The following is an 18268-nucleotide window of genomic DNA, read 5'->3' as shown; positions in this document are numbered from 1 at the left end:
CCGCGAAATTCGCACAAAGAGGAGGAACACTGTGAAAGCTCTGGTATATCAAGGCCCTGGTAAAAAGGACTGGATCGAAAAATCGAAGCCGACTGTTCAAAAGCCAACCGATGTGATCGTGAGAATCACAAAGACCACGATCTGCGGCACCGACCTGCACATTCTCAAAGGCGATACGCCGGAAGTGCCCGAAGGGCTGACGCTCGGCCATGAGGGCATCGGCATTGTCGAAGAAGTCGGCGATGCAGTGAAGAACTTCAACAAGGGAGATCAGGTCCTTATTTCCTGTATCACTTCCTGCGGTGCCTGCCCCAATTGCAAACGTCAGCTATACGCCCATTGCAACGATGGCGGCTGGATACTCGGCCATCTGATAGACGGCACACAGGCGGAATATGTCCGCATTCCGCATGGCGATAACTCGCTTTACCCGATCCCCGAAGGGGCCGATGAAGAAGCGCTGGTTATGCTGTCCGATATCATGCCGACCGGCTTCGAAATCGGCGTGCAATACGGCCATGTGAAACCGGGTGACACCATCGCCATTGTTGGCGCCGGGCCGGTGGGCATGTCGGTTCTGCTCACCGCACAATTCTATTCACCCGGTCGCATCATTATGGTGGATATGGACGAAAACCGGCTGGCTGCCGCCACAAAGTTCGGTGCGACCCATACCTTGCAGGTCGGCAAAGACGATGTCGTGGGTGAAATTATGGCGCTGACTGACGGTCTTGGAGTCGACGTCGCGATCGAGGCGGTCGGTGTACCGGCCACTTTCGATACCTGCCAGAAGATCGTTTCTGCCGGAGGTTCCGTCGCCAATGTGGGGGTCCATGGCAAACCGGTCGAACTCCATATTGAAGACCTGTGGATCAAGAACATCAATATCTCGATGGGCCTTGTGAACACCAACACCACACCGATGCTGTTAAAGACTTTGCAATCGGGGAAGGTCGATCCGGCTCAACTGGTGACCCATCGTTTCAAGCTGGATGACATCCTTGATGCCTATGAGGTCTTTGCCAATGCAGCGCGTGAAAAAGCCATGAAAGTTGTGATCAGCGCGTAATCGAAGATATGCCGGTAATGGTGGGAAGCGACAGTTCCGGGATTTGACGCTTGCCGCCTCCCCCATTACCGCATCTGCCATGATTGCTCTTTTGTCTCCCGCCAAATCGCTCGACTTCGAACGCAGCCTGCCACCGCTAGACGTCTCGAAACCGTATTTTTCTGAGGAAGCGCATGAACTGGCCGGTTCTGCTGCGCATTTGACGCAGGAGGACCTGGCCCGGTTGATGCGTATATCGCCGCGTCTTGCCGAGCTGAATGCAGAGCGATTTCGGGATTTTCCGGAGCTGCCCGAACGGCAGGCGCTGTTCGCTTTTACGGGCGATGTCTATTCGGGTTTCGATGCTTGTTCGCTACATGAAGAAGGCATCGCTTTCGCGCAACGCCATCTTCGGATTCTGTCGGGCCTTTATGGCCTGCTCCGGCCGCTGGACGTGATCCGGCCTTACCGGCTGGAAATGGGCACACGCTGGGCTCCGGGTCATAAAAAACTGACCGACTGGTGGGGTGACAAAATCGCAGCACTTTTGCGTGAACAGCTCGCAGAAGAGGGATCGAATGTCGTGCTCAATCTCGCCAGTCAGGAATATTTCGCCGCCGTCAAAGGCAGGCTGGATAATGCGCGCGTCATCGATGTCGATTTCCGTGAGCCCGGCCCCGACGGTCCGCGTTTTGTCAGCTTTCATGCCAAACGTGCTCGCGGCATGATGGCGCGCTGGATGTGCGAAAATCACATTACCGATATCGAGGCTATGCGTGGCTTCGACACCGATGGGTATGCCTTCGATAAAGAAGGCAGCGAGCCCGATCGCTGGCTGTTCGTTCGCTCATGAACAGAAAGAGCAAAAGCTCTGCCGTCATTATCGGCGCGTCGGGCGGGATTGGTAGCGCGCTGGAAGCCACGCTGACCGAAGAAGATACCTTCGATATTGTATATGGTTTCGCCCGCTCGCGCAGTGGCGGACAGCATATCGACCTGCTGGACGAAGCGAGCATTGCAGCCGCAGCAAAACGCGTTGCCGGCGGGCCGCCGCCAAAGCTGGTCATCATCGCTTCGGGCCTGCTTCATACGGATAAGAAAGGACCCGAAAAAACCTTTCGCGATCTCAATCCTGAATGGCTTGCCAGAGTTTACGCGGTGAACGCTATCGGCCCGGCTCTGGTCGCAAAACACTTCCTTCCTCTAATGCCGAAAGGGGAGCGTTGCGTGTTCGCGGCCCTTTCGGCGCGGGTCGGTTCTATTTCGGATAATCGTCTGGGCGGCTGGTATGGCTATCGTGCCTCAAAAGCCGCGCTCAATATGCTGCTGCGCAATCTCGCAATCGAAGAGCAGCGCAAAAACAGTCGCTCAATTATTGTCGGGCTCCATCCCGGCACCGTCGATACGGCACTTTCGCATCCGTTTCAGGGCAATGTGCCGGAAGGCAAACTGTTCGATACGGACCGCGCTGCATTGCAACTGCTCGATGTAATCGAGGAGTTGAAAGTGCCGGATAGCGGCAAACTGTTTGATCACGAAGGCAAAGAAATCACCTTCTGACCGGCTGCCATGAAGGGCAGGATGGCAGTTTCTTTGCCTCCTGCCCTTCTCACTCGAAAGCTGCTGTCATACCCAAACATGCACACTCATCGATTATTGCCCCGGCAACGGCTCCGCCGTGCTTCCCTGCGGGCTCCTTGATGCCAGCGCTACGCAGGCCAGCGCCAGTATCGCCATAACCGCGCCCGCAAGTGGGACTGCCCGATAACCGAACCCGGCAGCGATCACGGCACCGCCTAGTGCTGCTCCCACGGCATTGCCCAGATTAAAAGCGCCGATATTAACCGCAGAGGCAAGGTTGGGCGCATCCTTCGCGGCTTCCATCACCCGCACTTGCAAAGGAGGCACTATAGCAAAGCTTGCCACGCCCCAGAGGAAGATCAGAAAGATGGCTGGAATAGTGAACGCCATCAACCATGCGAAAACGACCAGTACAATGGCCATACCGGCAAGCGCAGCCATCAGTGTACAATCGACCGACCGGTCCGCATAGCGCCCGCCCAGCCAGTTACCTACTGTCAGCCCCAGACCGTAGACAATGAGCATGGATGTCACAAAACCGATCGATGCACCGGCCCCCACTTCCAGAATGGGCGCGATATAGGTGTAGACCGCGAACATCGCGCTTGCTCCCAGCCCGGTAAGCGACAAGGCTGCCAGAACCTGTTTGCGCCCCAGCACTCTCAGTTCCGCCAGCGCTCCGCCATTTTCGGGCACAGGCCGGTCGGGTAAAGTCAGACGCAAGGCTGCCATCGTTACGAAACCCAGTAAGGAAATGCCCCAGAAAGCACTGCGCCAACCGAACTGTTCACCCGTCCAGGTCGCCAGAGGAACTCCAACGACATTGGCAATAGTCAGCCCCATGAACATTGCTGCCACTGCACTGGCTCCTCGTCCTGGCGGCACTACACTGGCGGCTACCACCGAGCCTACGCCGAAAAAGGCACCGTGATTGAGTGAGGTTACAACGCGCGCCATCATCAGCATATTGTAGTTTTCCGACAGTGCCGCCAGCACATTGCCGAAAGTGAATATCGCTGCGAGACCGATCAGCAGGCTTCGCCGCCTTATCCGTCCGGTGGTCAAAGTCATCAATGGCGCACCTGCCATCACGCCGATGGCATAAGCGCTGATAAGCAGTCCGGCAGCCGGTATCGAGACATCCAGATCGTCGGCTATCAGAGAGAGTAATCCCATAGGGGAAAATTCGGCCACACCGATACCGAAAGCACCGGTTGCCAGAGCGAGAAGAGGAAGATTGATCTTCATCACCATAGTCCCCGTGCTCAAATCATAGCCGGATTCAGGCGGGCAAATCCCGCCTGATAACGATAGGGAGCATGCGGATAGGACGGCAATTCATCGCTCGCAGCATCCAGTCGCGCCACCTGTTCTGCCGTAAGCGACCAGCCCACCGCTCCCAGATTGTCGCGAAGCTGTTCTTCATTACGCGCACCGATGATAACGGATGAAACTGTCGGCCTTCCGATGAGCCAGTTAAGGGCGATTTGCGGAATGCTTTTGCCAGTCTCTGCCGCGATCTCGTCAAGCGCATCCACGACACGATACAAGCGCTCCTCGCTGACCGGCGGTGCGAATTGTTCTGTGTCATGCAGGCGGCTTCCTTTGGGCAGAGACTGCCCGCGTCGGATTTTCCCGGTCAGCCGCCCCCAGCCCAGCGGGCTCCAGACCAGAGCACCAAGACCCTGATCGGCACCGAGCGGCATCAGATCGGCCTCATAGTCACGCCCGACAAGCGAGTAATAGACCTGATGAGCGACAAAGCGGGGCCAGCCATGGCGGTCGGCTACAGCCAGAGCCTTCATCACCTGCCAGCCGGGATAATTGGATATACCGACATGCCGAATCTTGCCTTCGCGCACGAGAATATCCAGCGTGGAAAGCAGTTCTTCCACCGGCGTCGAAGCATCGAAAGCGTGAAGCTGGAAAATGTCGATGCGGTCAGTGCCGAGCCTCTGCAGTGAAGCCTCCACCGCGCGGATAAGCCGGTCGCGCGAAACGCCCCAGTCGGCCGCCCCCTCCCCTGTGGGTAGTCCGGTTTTGGTCGAGATCAGCACCTTATCGCGCCGCCCCTTAATAGCCTCACCCAGAATTTGCTCTGAAACGCCATTGGAATAAACGTCGGCCGTGTCGAAAAGACTGACACCGGCTTCCAGACAGATATCGATCATTCGCCGCGCCTGCTCGGCATCGCTATCGCCCCAGGCGCTGAATAGCGGCCCCTGCCCGCCGAAAGTTCCGGCCCCGAAAGCCAGAACGGGTACACGCAAACCAGACCTGCCTAATTGCCGATATTCCATATCTCAAACCTTTCCTTAGCGTTAGACGCAAAGGTAGAAAGGATTATGATGCAGGACTAGGCGCCAGAATATCCAAGGACTTTTGATATGAATGCAAAGATACTGTCTCCTACTGACCGCACCCGGGCGCTCGAAGTTTTCGCAGCGGTAGCACAGGAAGGCAGCTTCTCGGCGGCTGGCCGGCAGTTCGGCCTCACCCCTTCAGCGATCAGCCGAACAATAGACCGGATTGAGCAGCGTCTGGGGGTGCGGCTGGTATTGCGCACCACACGCGCTCTTACTCTGACGGCTGAAGGTCAGGCCTATCTGGCCGCATCCCGGCGTATCCTCACAGACCTCAATGAGGCAGAACAGGCTATCGCCGATCAGGGGGCACCACGCGGCCGGTTACGGGTAAGCGCATCGCTGTCACATGGACGGCTTTGCGTGGTGCCGCTGCTCGGAGCCTTCGCTGCGCGTTATCCGCATATTCTGGTGGATATCAATCTGACCGATTCACTGGCCGATATCGCCGGGGGTGATGCCGATATCGGCATCCGCTTCGGACCGCTTGCCGATAGTACGCTGACCGCCAGAAAACTGGGAACGAGCCGACGGGTAATCGTCGCGGCTCCCGACTATCTGGAGAAAAACGGCATTCCGCAGGTGCCGCAGGACCTCCATGCGCATAATTGCCTCAATTTCAATTTCCGACGGGCAGAACCAACCTGGCCCTTTCGGGAAGGTGAGCACACTTATGCGTTAAGTGTCAGCGGTACGATAGAAGCCAATAATGGCGAAACGCTGGGCCAGCTCGCCGCTTCGGGTGTCGGCATTACTCGTGTGGGCGCTTTCAGCGTGGCGGAAGAAATTGCCGACGGGACGCTGATCCCTTTGCTCGAAGACTATAATCCCGGCGATATAGAAGAAATTCATGCCGTCTTTGCCGGCGGTGCCAGCCTGCCCGCCCGTACGCGGGCCTTTATCGATTTTCTGGCAGAAAAGCTGCGCTGAAAATACCAGAGGACCGCTAAACGGGAGACTGGCTTCCCTCTATCAACTCACGGAGACGACAAGTTTTCCGGTAACATGGCCTTCCCTGCTCAGTGTTTGCGCTTCACCGACCTGTGTCAGCGGGAAGGTCTTTTCGAGATGCAATTGAAACGATCCTTCCGAATAAAGCCGCGCCGTTTCGGCAAAGACCCGTTCCGGATGTGGCTGAGCGTCGGGCGAAAACTGTGCGCCATATTCGGATGCTGTGAAATCGGAGATGGAAAGAACCCGCGCCGCATCGCCAACAAGCTCGATCAATTCAGGAATAATTCCGGAACCTGCAAGATCGAGAGCAGCGTCCACACCTTGGGGGGCCAGTTCGCGCACCCGTTCTGCCAGACCGGCACCATAGACGGTCGGAATGGCGCCCAGTTTGCGCAGATAGTCGTGCTTTCCTTCGCTGGCCGTCCCGATCACTGTCATACCGCGATGACGAGCAAACTGAATTACGGCCGTCCCGACACCGCCCGCAGCGCCGCTTACAAGAAGAGTCTCGCCTGCTTTTGATCCGACCTGATCGAGAATGCGGGTAGCCGTTTCGACTACAACAGGGAGACCGGCAGCTATTTCGAAGGACATATCTTCAGGTTTATGCGCCCAGCTTGTGAGAATGGCATTTTCTGCCATCGTATTGCTGCCGATGCCGAAAACAGCATCTCCGACCGAAACGCCGGACACGCCCTCGCCGATTTCATCCACAATACCCGAGGCTTCGAACCCGACGCCCGAAGGGAAGGAAACAGGCATGAAATCGTGCATAATCCCGGATCGCAACTTCCAGTCCAGAGCATTGACTCCGGCAGCCTTGACCGCAACCCGCACCTGTCCCCTGCCGGGATGAGGTTCTTCAATATCGACCATTTTCAGGACATCCGGCTCACCATACTCACTAAACTGGATCGCTTTCATCACGTTCTCCTTCGATATTTGCTTCGCTCTTTGCGGGTTCGTTTCCCAGGGAAGGCGGAGATTTTTCAGCTATTGTGCAAGAGAGTATCGCGCTTTTCACTGCGGATAGACGCCCAGTCCTTGCAAAGTATCGCGCATCTGCGTCTTGTCCTGACTGGTATAATCCCGATCCGTTGCTCCCGGATCGGCAGCGATACCGAGCGTGACCAGACCGACTTCGTCGTTGGACACCCAGTCATCCTTGTACCGGCTTCGGGCACGGGTGATGACAGGTCCCAATATCTGCGCTGCAATCCGATGCTTTTCACCGGCTTCAAGCGACAGAACATGGCGCATCATCAGCAGTGCTGCCTGCTGCATATTGATGATCGAAGCACCGGCTATCGGTTCGACCGCACTGCCGCCGAGGATCAGCTGATAGCTCCCTTTTTGCGATAAACGCGGAACCCATGCGCGAGCAGTGGCTGCATGGGCCGTCGTCATATCGATAAAATAACGCTGCCAATCATCAGGTGAGATATCCCATAGGGACTTGCCTTGCCACCAGCCACCGATCGAAGCGATTACATCGGTGACTTCACCATATTCCTCACCGATATGTTCGGCCATTTCCTGTGCTTCGTCGAAGCCGGAATAACTGCCGACCACGAAATCGAGTTTTTCCAATTGCCCGAGATCGGACAGCACATCCCGAAAGGTCTCGACCTTGCTGTCACTGCGCGAAGGCACAATGACATGGGCTCCGGCCTTCAGCCATGCACGAACAATGCCTTCGCCGACATCGCCCGTTCCTCCGGCGATAACAACGCGCCGGTTACTGAGGTCGGGATAGTTCGCCTTGGAGAGATCGATAATATCGTTCATTTCACAGTCCTTCCTTGCGTACATATTCGCGAAGTGTGACCGGTTGGATCTGCGGGTAGCGATCATTGGCAATCGAATGCAGCTTGGCTTTCCCTGACAGCATCGCGCGCCAATACATCAGCGGCAACCAGGCGTACATATTCCCCGGTTCGGCCTGACGGCGTTGCTCAATTGCCTTGTCGAGATCGGCCAATGTTCCCAGATGGCTGACGCTGATGGATTTGCCCGAGGCATCTTCATACGCCTTGACCAGCTCATGAAAGTTCAGGGTTTCACCAGCAATTTCGAGGATGTTAGGCAGGACCGCATCGTCGGTCGCAACTTCTGCCGTGAACCGGGCTGTATCGTCATAAGTGGTAAAATCCATCGCCTCATTGCCGTCACCCCATAGAAATGCACACCCCTTTTCGAGATCGAAAGCGCCGAGGAACCCGAAAAGGACTCTGCGATCCAGAAAGGCACCGTTCTGGACTTGCACGACTTCCATATCGCCCTGCACTTCAAGCGCAGCACGCGCGAAAGCCCTGCGGTCGTCTGAATTGATGTTATCACCCTCAACGAGACCGAAAATATTATAGGAAAAATTCGACGGGATAAGCCTGCGCACACCGGCTTTACGGCATGTTTCAAGCAGGCGAAGTTGCGCATCGACGATAATATCAGGGCCGCCCTGTATTGCCGAGATCACGCAGAAAGCCCCATCAACGGCTTTTTCAAGAATTCCCGCCTGATCGATATCTTCAAGGTCGAATTCAACAATATCCACGCCCTGCTCTCGCAACGTTGCAAGCTTGTCGACACTTTGAGGGCGTACAAGGACACGCAATTGCACCTCCGGCTTTTCCAGCAGGGACTGCGCTATCAAAGACCCCAGATTACCGGTTGCACCCAGCAGCACGATAAGTTTGCTTTTTTCCGTCATATTGGTCCTTGTCTCGATTGGGTTGGTGAGCATGCCGCAGATGGCAGAGCGCCCTGTTATCGTCCGCCGGGGAAGGCGGTTTTCTTCGATATTTCGGTCCGGCAAGGGGGCGTTTTTGCATCGAAAGCCGGTTTCCCGAAGCAGATGATCGACATCGGCATTTGGGTCCTCTTTGTAACTCAGTATATATATGAGACCATCTCACGCCGTCACAAGACGGCACACCAATGATACCGAGGTTACATGGAAGGAACCGAACCACTTGTCCGCCACACGGCTGACTGCATGAAAGTCTCGCAGGTGCTCTCTCGCATTGCGGGAAAATGGAGCGTGCTCGTGATTATGCTTCTTCAGAAACAACCGCTTCGTTTCAGTGAGTTAAAACGCGGTGTTGATGGCATTTCGCAACGGATGCTCACACTGACCCTGCGCCATCTCGAACGCGATGGATTGGTGACGCGGGCTGTTACCACTTCAATTCCACCCAGAGTGGATTATGAGCTTACGGAGTTGGGACATTCTCTTGCCGGACCGATACAGACCGTCGGTGCATGGGCTTTCGATCATCTGCCGCAGATCGAAGAGGCTCAGGCATTATACGACACGAAGGTTTGAGAAGGCTCTGTCTGGCGCCCCCATATGGGGCGTGTCTTCATAGAAAAGGGCGCCAGATAGCATTGTATTTCAGCATCTTGCGACCGGTCATAAAGATGCACCGGCTATATTTGCTGCTTGCAGACAGATTGCCGCATGTGACAGGCCGCATTATGCTTTTCTCTTTCCAGCAGTGAGCCCTTCCTCGTGACCCCTTCCGAATCAGCCAGCCATTTCCAGAAGAACATCGTTCTTTACGGTGCCCTATTAGCCAATCTCGGCATTGCCATCGCAAAGTTCGTGGCATCGGCCATTACCGGCTCCTCCGCCATGTTGACCGAAGGTGTTCATTCCATGGTCGATAGCGGAAATCAGGTTTTGCTGCTTTATGGTCAGGCGCGTTCCAAACGTCCGGCCGATGCTATGCATCCCTTCGGTTATGGGCGGGAACTCTATTTCTGGGCCTTTGTCGTCGCCATTCTGATCTTTGCGCTCGGCGCGGGGGTCTCGATCTATGAAGGCATTCTGCATATCATCAATCCCGAACCACTGCACGATCCTACAGTTAATTATATTGTCCTTGGCATTGCCATTCTGCTGGAAGGAACATCCTGGGTTCTCGCGGTACGCGAATTCAACGAAACGCGTGGCAAGCGCAATTGGTGGCAATCGGTTCGTCGGTCCAAAGACCCGGCCAATTTCATCGTTCTGTTCGAAGATAGCGCTGCGCTTATCGGCCTGCTGGTCGCCGGAATCGGTGTCTGGACCAGCCATTATCTCGGTGATCCGCGTATCGACGGAGCTGCATCGGTCGTAATCGGGCTGGTGCTGGCCTGTGTCGCTATCCTGCTCTCGCGCGAAGCCAAGGGATTGCTGATCGGCGAAAGCGCGGATGCGGACATTGTCGAAGCCGTGTGGAAATTGCTGGAAGAATCTCCGCAAATCACGGCCGTCAATCATGTCAGGACAATCCACACCTCGCCCGACGCCGTTTTCGTAGCCATCAGCGCGGATTTTGCCGATGATGTTCCGATGGGTGATGGTGAAAACCTGATCGAAGACTTTGAAACGGCTATGAAGGCCAAAGTGCCACAACTCACTTCCATCTATATTCGACCCGAAAAGCGAGAGGTAGCACTGATTCAGGAACGCCCCGGCCAGACATTTTAGCTTCCGCTTCATTTCTCTGCATTTTTTCATTCTTCAAGCAGGGCTTGGCCTTCTGCCAGCGTGTGTATACGTTCGGCATGAAGAATCAGGAGGGGGAATCCTGTTCTGCGAAAGACGATAATATTAATTTATTATACATTATAGGCAGGTGAGGGATTTCGTATATTCTTCGTCTGCCAAATTGAGGGCCTTCTGAAAGCTGGACTTCTTAAATTTCAAGAGGCGGGCCAATTGCCTTGCCTGACGGCAGATCGGGTAGCGCGTGCATATACGTAATAGGCATATTCTCAGGGTCGGATGATGAAAGGGTGCAGCGTCAAGCAATGTCATTAAGGCTATCCAGTTTCTTGCTGCCTTTCACCCTTCTTATTGTCTCCTGTAGCGACGGTTCCCAGAACTCCACACAGGATGCTATCCCTATCGTTGCCCGCGATCTGGCCTTTCTGCCGGAAGAAAATGAAGTGGAAGCGGTCGGCACCGCACGGGCTATCACTTCTGCCCAGATCTTCCCCGAAACAGCAGGCCAGGTTCGCCGGGTACTCTTTTCCGCGGGCGATTATGTGCGCAAGGGCCAGCCGCTGGTCGAACTCGATTCACGGCGGGAAAAGCTGGCTGTGGAGCTTGCCAAGGTACGTGTTCAGGAAGCCGATCAATTACTGACCCGCTATCGCCGGATCGAGGATACGGGCGCGCTTTCCGCCAGTCAGATTGAAGCCGGTGAGACCGCTCTCGCATCGGCTAATGTTGAATTACAGCAAGCCCAGACCAATCTGGCCGACCGGACGATCAGAGCCCCCTTCTCCGGTCATATCGGCCTGACCGATATCGACCCGGGTGACAGGATCACCAACACGACAGCGATTGCCCAGCTTGACCAGCGCAGCACGCTGTACATCGATTTCGCAGCCCCTGAGGCGATCTTTGCCGAGTTGCAGCCGGGTGAAACCGTTTCTGTTACACCCTTCTCGGAACCGGACAGGACCATCTCAGCTCAGGTTATTGCCACTGACTCTGCGATTTCGCAGAGTCAGCGCACCTTCACCGTGCGAACCCGGATTGCCAATACAGATGACAGCCTGCGTCCTGGTATGAGCTTTCGTGTCCTGTTCAGAACGACCGGCAGCAAACGCCCTGCCGTGCCCGAACAGGCTATTATCTGGGGTGGTGAAGGTTCTTTCATCTGGGCCGTGCGCGAAGGCAAGGCTCATCGAATTCCTGTTTCTATCACCTCCCGGCGCGATGGTCTGGCCTTTCTCGATGCTCCTCTTGATGAAGAAGAGGTCATCGTGGTGGAAGGCGTGCAGAAATTGCGCGAAGGGCAGGAGGTTCGCATTCTGAAACCCTCAGCTCCTTCACGCCAGGATGCAGTTCTGCGTGAAACCGACGGTAACGCAGCAGGCAGCGATGGCGACTGAACGGTCCGATCTGCCCATGCTGGCGGTGAAGCGACCGCTGCTGATCTGGGTGCTTAATTTGCTGATCGTGATCGCCGGCATAGCGGCGCTGATCGGTATCGAAGTGCGTGAATTACCCGATGTAGACCGGCCCATCGTTTCGGTTACAGCCAACTTCCCCGGTGCCGCACCGGAGACGATGGACACCGAAGTGACATCGATCCTCGAAGATGCCGTCGCACGCGTATCCGGAATTCGGGAAATCCACTCGGCCAGCGAGGAGAACAATGCCCGCGTGCGGGTCGAATTCAACCCTGGTACCGACCTCGATACGGCAGCTTCCGATGTCCGTGAGGCGGTGAGCCGGGTCACAAGGCGTCTGCCCGACCGGATCGAACAGGTTACAGTGGTCAAGGCAGATGAGGATGCCAGTCCGATCATGACACTGGCCGTGTCGAGTAACCGTTACGATCAGGCAGCCCTGTCCAACATCGTCGAAAACGACGTGATTCCCGAGTTGCTGACAGCGGAAGGCGTGGCGAGCATTACGCAATTCGGCTCCCGCCCGCGCCAAATGCGCGTAACGGTTGATCCGGTACGCCTCAACCGGTTCGGCCTGACCATGTCGGACGTGGCAGCAGCCCTCAATCGCGCGCCCTATGACGTACCGATCGGCAGTTTCCGTTCGGATGCGCAGGAACTCGTGGTCCGGGCAGAAGCCAGTGCGACCAATCCGGACCTGATCCGCAATATTGTGATCGCAGGCGATACGAGGATAGGAGATGTCGCAGAAGCCAATTTTGCGCCTGCCAATGCCACGAATTTTGTCCGGGTGGATGGTCGTACGGTTATCGGCATGGGTGTTGTTCGGCAGGCAAGTTCGAACACGATCCAGATTTCAGATTCGATTCATGCTGCGGTGGAGCGCGTCAATGCGCGTTTTGACGATTTGCAGGTGCGCGTCATCTCAGACGACGCCGATTTCATCAAAGTGTCGGTACAGGAAGTACTGGTCACGCTGATTTTCACGATTTTCGTGGTGATCGCGACCATGCTGCTGTTCTTTCGCGCCGTGCCGCCAACCATTGTGCCAAGCACAACCATTCCTGTTGCGCTTGTCGGTGTGGTAGCCGGCATATGGTTGATGGGTTTTTCGATCAATCTGCTCACTTTGCTGGCACTTGTTCTGGCCACCGGCCTTATTGTCGACGACGCTATCGTCGTGCTGGAAAATGCACAACGCCTTCAAAATATGGGGCTTGGGAAAAGAGCCGCCGCCGTTATCGGCACCCGGCAGGTCTTCTTCGCTGTCATTGCCACAACTGCCGTCCTCGCTTCGGTTTTTATACCGATTTCCTTCCTGCCTTCCGAGGCCGGACGACTATTTCGCGAATTCGGCTTCGTGCTGGCCGTCGCGGTTATTCTGTCCTCCTTTGTCGCCCTCTCACTCGTCCCAGCTCTTTCCGCGCGTCTCAATCTGCGCACCGAAGGACATGAGCATAGTCGACTGACGCGGTGGGGGCGAAATATCGGCTCGACCTATGATCGCGGCCTGAAACGCTGCCTCGATCATCCTAAAATGACCATCGGCTTTTCTCTGGCGGCAGCTGCTTGCGCCGCCCTTCTCTATGGTTTGCTCGATAATGAACTGGTACCGGACGAGGATCGTGGTTCGATCGTCATCATGGCCAGCGGTCCGGACGGCGTGGGCATCCATTTCATGGATGAAGAACTGCATGAGATCGAGGATGCGCTCAAACCCTTTGTCGAAAGCGGCGAAGTGGAATCCGTGTTTTCGATTGTCGGGCGCTACGACCCCAATCGTATCCTGCTCCGGCTGGAACTGGCCGACTGGGGACAGCGCAACCGTACCCAGATGGAAATCGTACGGGCCATGGATGAAGCGCTGAGCGAAATCCCCGGTTCGCGCATCAATGTGTTCGGCCGCGGCACGCTAAGCTTCGGAGGCAGCGGCGAAACAGGGATCGAAGTGGCACTGGCAGGTGCCGAATATGACGATATTTTCCTTTCCGCCCAGGCATTGTCCGACGCGATTGACATGGATTCGGACATTCTTTCGAATGCCGATATATCCTATCAGCCCAATCAACCGCAGCTCTCGGTCCAGATAGACCGTCGTCATGCTGCCGATCTCGGAGTGGATCTGGACGACCTGTCCCTGACCCTCCAGGCCATGGTGGGCGGGCTGGAGCTGGCCGATCTCAATGTAGACGATCAGGCCGTACCGATCTTCCTCACATCCAGAACCCGCATGATTACCAACCCGTCCGACCTGCGCAATCTCTATGTGCGCGGGGCGAATGATGCGCTGATCCCGCTTTCCAGCGTGACCACCATTGATGAACGCGGTATTGCGGCCGAACTGGATCGGACCGAGCAGCGCCGTGCTATCGAAGTTTCTGCTAATGTTGCGCCCGGTGTGCCGCTGCAGGATGCCGTGGACGAGATCAACCGTCTCGCCGAAACAGCGGTGGCCGACAATATCGACCTTATCCTGCAGGGAGAAGCCGCTACTCTTGCGGAAACCTCGCATGAATTGCTGCTGACCTATGCCTTCGCGTTCATCATTGTCTTTCTGGTGCTGATCGCCCAGTTTGAAAGTCTGACCAGCGCACTGGTCGTTCTGCTGACGGTTCCCTTCGCCCTGGCCGCAGCGATTTTCTCTCTTTTCCTGTCCGGTGTATCGTTAAATATCTATTCGCAGATCGGGCTGGTCATGCTGATCGGGCTGATGGCCAAAAATGGTATTCTGATTGTCGAGTTTGCAGACCAGCTGCGTCATCAGGGGCGCTCTGTGCGCGAAGCGGTTGAGCAGGCGGCCTCGATCCGGCTGCGCCCGATCGCAATGACACTCATATCCACAGTAATCGGTGCATTCCCGCTGATAATTGCCAGCGGGGCCGGGGCCGAAGCACGACAAGCTATTGGTTGGGTCATTTTTGGTGGGCTTGGCATTGCGGGCATCTTCACCCTGTTCCTCACACCCGTAATCTATCTGGGTATAGCCCGTTATGGACAGCCGCGCAGTGTCGATCTCCAGCGCCTGCAGCAGGAAATCGCCGAGGTCGATAAGGAAAAGACCATGGAAGGCGCGACGACATGAAACGCCGCGTCGCTCTCTTTTCCACGATTGGCATCATAGCAACTCTCTCCGCCTGCACCGCTACCGCGCCACCGGCACGCGGCCCGCAAAACATCGAAACGCCGGGCGATTTCAGCGCCACATACCGGCCCCCGCCGGGAACCAGCGAAGTGTGGTGGGAAGGATTTGAAGACTCGCAGCTCAACCAGCTTGTCAGCGAAGCACTGATTGACAATCTCGATATTGCAGCAGCACAGGCCCGCTTGCGTGCTGCATCCGCTTTGCTGAAAGCCGAAAAGTCCGATCTCATGCCCTCGCTCGATGCCAGCGGCAGTATAACGGCTGAGATCAATGACAGCGGCGATACGGGTGACAGTGGATCGATCGGGTTATTCGGCGAGTTCACGCCAGACATTTCAGGTCGGCTCAATGCGGAAATCCGAGCTTCTGCGGCTAATCTTGCCGCTGCGGAATATTTGCTGGCCGACCAGCGCCGGCTGATAGCCGCAGCCGTTGCCAGCCAGTATATCGAACTGCGTCGCACCGATGCCCGTCTTGCTCTGCTCGACGAATCGACCGAATTGCAGCAGCAGACATTGCGCATTGTGACTTTGCGTTTCGAGGCCGGTCTGTCCGCCAATCTCGATGTACGTCGTGCCGCTGCGGACCTTGCCCGCACACGCGCGCAGCGCGGCACACTGGAATTGTCACGCGCCAGAGCCAGTCATGCCCTCGCCATATTAGTAGGTGACGCGCCGGGTGGCATGCCCCCTTATATTGAAAGCACGGACAGCGTGCCTGAATTTCAGAATGGCCCGCCCAGAGGCACCCCGGCCGACCTCCTGAGGCGCAGACCCGATCTGCTCGTCGCCGAGGCCGGACTGGTCGAAGCTGCTGCAAATATCGGCATTGAACGCTCAGACCTTTTGCCGTCCCTCACTATTCCGGGAGAAATCACTGCAGGAGATGGGCGGGTAGACGGCCTCTTTTCCAGCTTTATCGCATCAATCGGCGCGGCGATCGACCTGCCGCTTTTCGATGGCGGACGTCGGCGAGCCGAAATCACTGCGGCCGAAGCGGAAGCCGATGCCCGGTTTGCCGAATACAGACAGGCTTTTCTCACCGCACTGTCAGAAGTGGAGGATGCTCTGGTCGGTATCGATGCCTATTCCCAGCGCAATGCCGAATTACGGGCTGCGATTGAGGAAAGCGATGCTGCATTCATGCAATCGAATGCCCTTTATCGGGAAGGTCTGGCATCGCTGTTCGATGTACTCGATGCACAGCGCCAGCTTATTTCCAGCCGTGAATCGCTGATTGACAGCGAGGCAAGCCTCGCATCTTCCATTGTCGCGCTGTATGCTGCCACAGGATATCCGGCTGAGCAGGTACCAGGCGAAACCAGCCCGCCATTATCCTGATTATTTTCTCGGTACACATCCACATTAACATATTTTACTCTATTCGGCCTTAACCTGCGAGGTATGAAGCTCGCTACGATTACCAATTGGGCCTATGGCACAACTGTCGCACTGACGCTCCTTTCCGGCACCACAATGCTGCTGGCATCCCATGCTCAGGAAGTCGAAGAGCAAGCCGTTGAACAACGCTACCTGCTGACCAAGGCAACATCGCGCCTCGGCAACGATATTTTCGAACTGACCGAGCACGCCCGCCAGTATCTCGATACCGGACAAGCCAACTACAAGATTGCCTATCAGCACGATTTTGAAGATCTCGAAGCGGTCGAAAAACGGGCGGAAGCGGTCGCCACGGCCGGCGCCTCGCGTAATGAAGTCGCGATGTTACAAGATGCTATGAACTGGGCCGATACGCTGCATGACGAGCAGGCAGCAGCGATAACGGCTTTCGATAGCGGCAATGAGCAACAGGCCCGGCAATTGCTGTTCGGTGCCGAATATGAGCGCGAACTCGATCGGGTAGAGAATCTCCTCGGCCGGTTTCAGGATCGCCTCGATCAGCGCATCGACAGCCAGATAGAAGATGCCACACAAATATCCGATATCTGGAAGACCATGTCGGAAATCACTCTGGTCCTCACAGCATTGATGTTCCTGTGCGTGCTGTATTTCGTCTTCAAGAGACGGGTTCTGAGTCCGGTGGTTAAGCTTAGCGATGTGGTGAATCGGCTGGCGGCACAAGATTTTGCCGTTCAGCCGCCGGAAATCGACCAGATCGACGAAATTGGAGATATGGCACAGGCCATCCGCATCTTTCGCGAGAACGGGCTCGAACGGCAGAGACTGGAAGCCGAACGCAATGCTGACAGTCAGACGCGCAATCTGATCTCGCGCATGACGCAAAGAATGCAAGGCTGCGATTCACTCAGTGACCTTACCGAAGTGGTGCAGCGTTTTCTGCCTGAAATCGCTCCTAACCGCGCGGGCCGTTTGTATATTCTCGATCAGACCCGCAATGCAGTCACTGAGGTGTGCAACTGGTCTTCGCCCACCATGTCACAACCCGAATTCGCTCCGGCTTCCTGCTGGGCCTTACGACGGGCCATGCCGCATCGCCCGTCCGGCACGCATATCGATGTCCCCTGCCCGCATTTGGACATCGCCAGCCATCCGGAGGACATTCCCGACACGATCTGTATGCCTCTCTCATCGCAGCGGGAAATGATCGGTCTGCTCTATTTCGAACCGCTTGAAGGCGAAGAAGACAATGCCGCCAATGCCCGCCACGATGTTTATCTGCGCATGGTCGCTGAAAATATCGCTCTGGCTATCGGCAATCTCCGCCTGCGTGAAAAATTGCGCGAAATGGCCATGATGGATCCGCTCACCGGACTGGCCAATCGTCGCCGGCTCGATGCAGTGCTGGAAGTAGAACTCGCACGAGCCGCCCGGCTGGATGAACCGATTTCCTGCCTGATGACCGATATCGACCATTTCAAACACTTCAACGATACGTTCGGTCATGAAGCCGGCGATCACGTGTTGCAGGAAGTCGGGAAATTATTGCAGCACGCCACGCGCGATCCGGAAATGGCGTTCCGCTATGGCGGTGAAGAATTCCTGCTGCTGCTGCCCGGCTTCGACAGTGCGATGGCTCTGGAACGAGCCGAAGAAATTCGCCGCAAAGTCAGCGAGCTGCATGTAATTCATTCAGGTCAGGAGCTTGGATCGGTGACGATTTCCATAGGGCTGGCCACAGCGCCTGAACAATGCGGTTTTAATCTGATCCTGCGCAGCGCAGACAATGCCCTGATGGATGCCAAGAATAATGGCCGTGATCGCGTGGAAGTGGCCCTGCCTTACGATCAGCGTAACATCGGCCAGAGAGCCTGATCGCCTTACCCCCTTGATGGACGGTCCTTTCCGGTTA

At 56.1% G+C, this 18268-nt stretch carries 15 protein-coding genes; 10 read left to right on the top strand and 5 right to left on the bottom strand.

Annotated features, from left to right (window positions below; translation table 11 throughout):
• Positions 1-31: 31 nt before the first annotated feature.
• The 3 genes from D6851_RS13000 (at position 32) to D6851_RS12990 (ending at position 2608) form a co-directional block, all read left to right on the top strand.
• On the top strand, positions 32-1069 hold the full coding sequence (locus tag D6851_RS13000; protein ID WP_120325301.1) for a zinc-dependent alcohol dehydrogenase family protein: 1038 nt from the start codon (positions 32-34) through the stop codon (positions 1067-1069).
• 79 nt (positions 1070-1148) lie between these two features.
• Entirely contained in the window at positions 1149-1901 is a 753-nt protein-coding gene (gene yaaA, locus D6851_RS12995; RefSeq protein ID WP_120325300.1) for a peroxide stress protein YaaA, read from the top strand.
• A complete protein-coding gene (locus D6851_RS12990) occupies positions 1898-2608 on the top strand; it encodes an SDR family NAD(P)-dependent oxidoreductase (RefSeq protein ID WP_120325299.1) in 711 nt (236 codons plus the stop codon). The genes yaaA and D6851_RS12990 overlap by 4 nt, the downstream gene beginning before the upstream one ends.
• A 93-nt stretch (positions 2609-2701) precedes the next feature.
• Here the strand turns inward: D6851_RS12990 and D6851_RS12985 are convergent, their stop codons facing one another.
• Both D6851_RS12985 and D6851_RS12980 read right to left on the bottom strand, forming a co-directional pair.
• Positions 2702-3877, bottom strand: coding sequence for an MFS transporter (locus D6851_RS12985; RefSeq protein WP_120325390.1), 1176 nt, complete (start codon positions 3875-3877; stop codon positions 2702-2704).
• Between the two features lie 17 nt (positions 3878-3894).
• Positions 3895-4929 carry an aldo/keto reductase gene (locus D6851_RS12980; RefSeq protein ID WP_120325298.1) on the bottom strand — a complete coding sequence of 345 codons (1035 nt, stop codon included), beginning with the start codon at positions 4927-4929 and terminating at the stop codon, positions 3895-3897.
• 87 nt (positions 4930-5016) lie between these two features.
• On the opposite strand from D6851_RS12980, the gene D6851_RS12975 reads away from it, so the two are divergent.
• Entirely contained in the window at positions 5017-5922 is a 906-nt protein-coding gene (locus D6851_RS12975) for a LysR family transcriptional regulator (RefSeq protein ID WP_120325297.1), read from the top strand.
• 42 nt (positions 5923-5964) lie between these two features.
• Here the strand turns inward: D6851_RS12975 and D6851_RS12970 are convergent, their stop codons facing one another.
• From D6851_RS12970 to D6851_RS12960, 3 genes are all read right to left on the bottom strand, one after another.
• On the bottom strand, positions 5965-6870 hold the full coding sequence (locus D6851_RS12970) for an NADP-dependent oxidoreductase (protein WP_120325296.1): 906 nt from the start codon (positions 6868-6870) through the stop codon (positions 5965-5967).
• Positions 6871-6966: 96 nt separating this feature from the next.
• The gene (locus D6851_RS12965; protein WP_183030091.1) at positions 6967-7734 is read right to left on the bottom strand and encodes an SDR family oxidoreductase; all 768 of its coding nucleotides are present in this window, start codon (positions 7732-7734) and stop codon (positions 6967-6969) included.
• 1 nt (position 7735) lies between these two features.
• The gene (locus tag D6851_RS12960) at positions 7736-8656 is read right to left on the bottom strand and encodes an NmrA family NAD(P)-binding protein (protein ID WP_183030090.1); all 921 of its coding nucleotides are present in this window, start codon (positions 8654-8656) and stop codon (positions 7736-7738) included.
• A gap of 243 nt (positions 8657-8899) precedes the next feature.
• Between D6851_RS12960 and D6851_RS12955 the strand changes: the two genes are divergently transcribed.
• The 6 genes from D6851_RS12955 (at position 8900) to D6851_RS12930 (ending at position 18231) form a co-directional block, all read left to right on the top strand.
• Positions 8900-9271 (top strand): winged helix-turn-helix transcriptional regulator, encoded by a 372-nt coding sequence (locus tag D6851_RS12955; protein WP_120325293.1) that lies wholly within the window; start codon positions 8900-8902, stop codon positions 9269-9271.
• Between the two features lie 186 nt (positions 9272-9457).
• Positions 9458-10420 carry a cation diffusion facilitator family transporter gene (locus D6851_RS12950; protein ID WP_120325292.1) on the top strand — a complete coding sequence of 321 codons (963 nt, stop codon included), beginning with the start codon at positions 9458-9460 and terminating at the stop codon, positions 10418-10420.
• Between the two features lie 347 nt (positions 10421-10767).
• Positions 10768-11835 (top strand): efflux RND transporter periplasmic adaptor subunit, encoded by a 1068-nt coding sequence (locus D6851_RS12945; protein ID WP_238474092.1) that lies wholly within the window; start codon positions 10768-10770, stop codon positions 11833-11835.
• The gene (locus D6851_RS12940; protein ID WP_238474091.1) at positions 11795-14938 is read left to right on the top strand and encodes an efflux RND transporter permease subunit; all 3144 of its coding nucleotides are present in this window, start codon (positions 11795-11797) and stop codon (positions 14936-14938) included. Before D6851_RS12945 ends, D6851_RS12940 begins: the two co-directional genes overlap by 41 nt.
• The gene (locus tag D6851_RS12935; protein ID WP_120325290.1) at positions 14935-16338 is read left to right on the top strand and encodes a TolC family protein; all 1404 of its coding nucleotides are present in this window, start codon (positions 14935-14937) and stop codon (positions 16336-16338) included. Before D6851_RS12940 ends, D6851_RS12935 begins: the two co-directional genes overlap by 4 nt.
• Positions 16339-16401: 63 nt before the next feature.
• The gene (locus D6851_RS12930; RefSeq protein ID WP_120325289.1) at positions 16402-18231 is read left to right on the top strand and encodes a diguanylate cyclase; all 1830 of its coding nucleotides are present in this window, start codon (positions 16402-16404) and stop codon (positions 18229-18231) included.
• Positions 18232-18268: the final 37 nt, after the last annotated feature.

Origin of the sequence: Altericroceibacterium spongiae (assembly GCF_003610805.1) — a bacterium.
Taxonomy (GTDB): domain Bacteria; phylum Pseudomonadota; class Alphaproteobacteria; order Sphingomonadales; family Sphingomonadaceae; genus Altericroceibacterium; species Altericroceibacterium spongiae.
This window is presented reverse-complemented; position numbering and strand designations above follow the sequence as displayed.

What these genes read in the sequence shown, in the direction of transcription:
- D6851_RS12980 (WP_120325298.1), bottom strand. Translation starts at nt 4,929, where the DNA reads ATGGAATATCGGCAATTAGGCAGGTCTGGTTTGCGTGTACCCGTTCTG.
- yaaA (WP_120325300.1), top strand. Translation starts at nt 1,149, where the DNA reads ATGATTGCTCTTTTGTCTCCCGCCAAATCGCTCGACTTCGAACGCAGC.
- D6851_RS12970 (WP_120325296.1), bottom strand. Translation starts at nt 6,870, where the DNA reads ATGAAAGCGATCCAGTTTAGTGAGTATGGTGAGCCGGATGTCCTGAAA.
- D6851_RS12965 (WP_183030091.1), bottom strand. Translation starts at nt 7,734, where the DNA reads ATGAACGATATTATCGATCTCTCCAAGGCGAACTATCCCGACCTCAGT.
- D6851_RS12955 (WP_120325293.1), top strand. Translation starts at nt 8,900, where the DNA reads ATGGAAGGAACCGAACCACTTGTCCGCCACACGGCTGACTGCATGAAA.
- D6851_RS12985 (WP_120325390.1), bottom strand. Translation starts at nt 3,877, where the DNA reads ATGAAGATCAATCTTCCTCTTCTCGCTCTGGCAACCGGTGCTTTCGGT.
- D6851_RS12930 (WP_120325289.1), top strand. Translation starts at nt 16,402, where the DNA reads ATGAAGCTCGCTACGATTACCAATTGGGCCTATGGCACAACTGTCGCA.
- D6851_RS12935 (WP_120325290.1), top strand. Translation starts at nt 14,935, where the DNA reads ATGAAACGCCGCGTCGCTCTCTTTTCCACGATTGGCATCATAGCAACT.
- D6851_RS12990 (WP_120325299.1), top strand. Translation starts at nt 1,898, where the DNA reads ATGAACAGAAAGAGCAAAAGCTCTGCCGTCATTATCGGCGCGTCGGGC.
- D6851_RS12975 (WP_120325297.1), top strand. Translation starts at nt 5,017, where the DNA reads ATGAATGCAAAGATACTGTCTCCTACTGACCGCACCCGGGCGCTCGAA.
- D6851_RS12960 (WP_183030090.1), bottom strand. Translation starts at nt 8,656, where the DNA reads ATGACGGAAAAAAGCAAACTTATCGTGCTGCTGGGTGCAACCGGTAAT.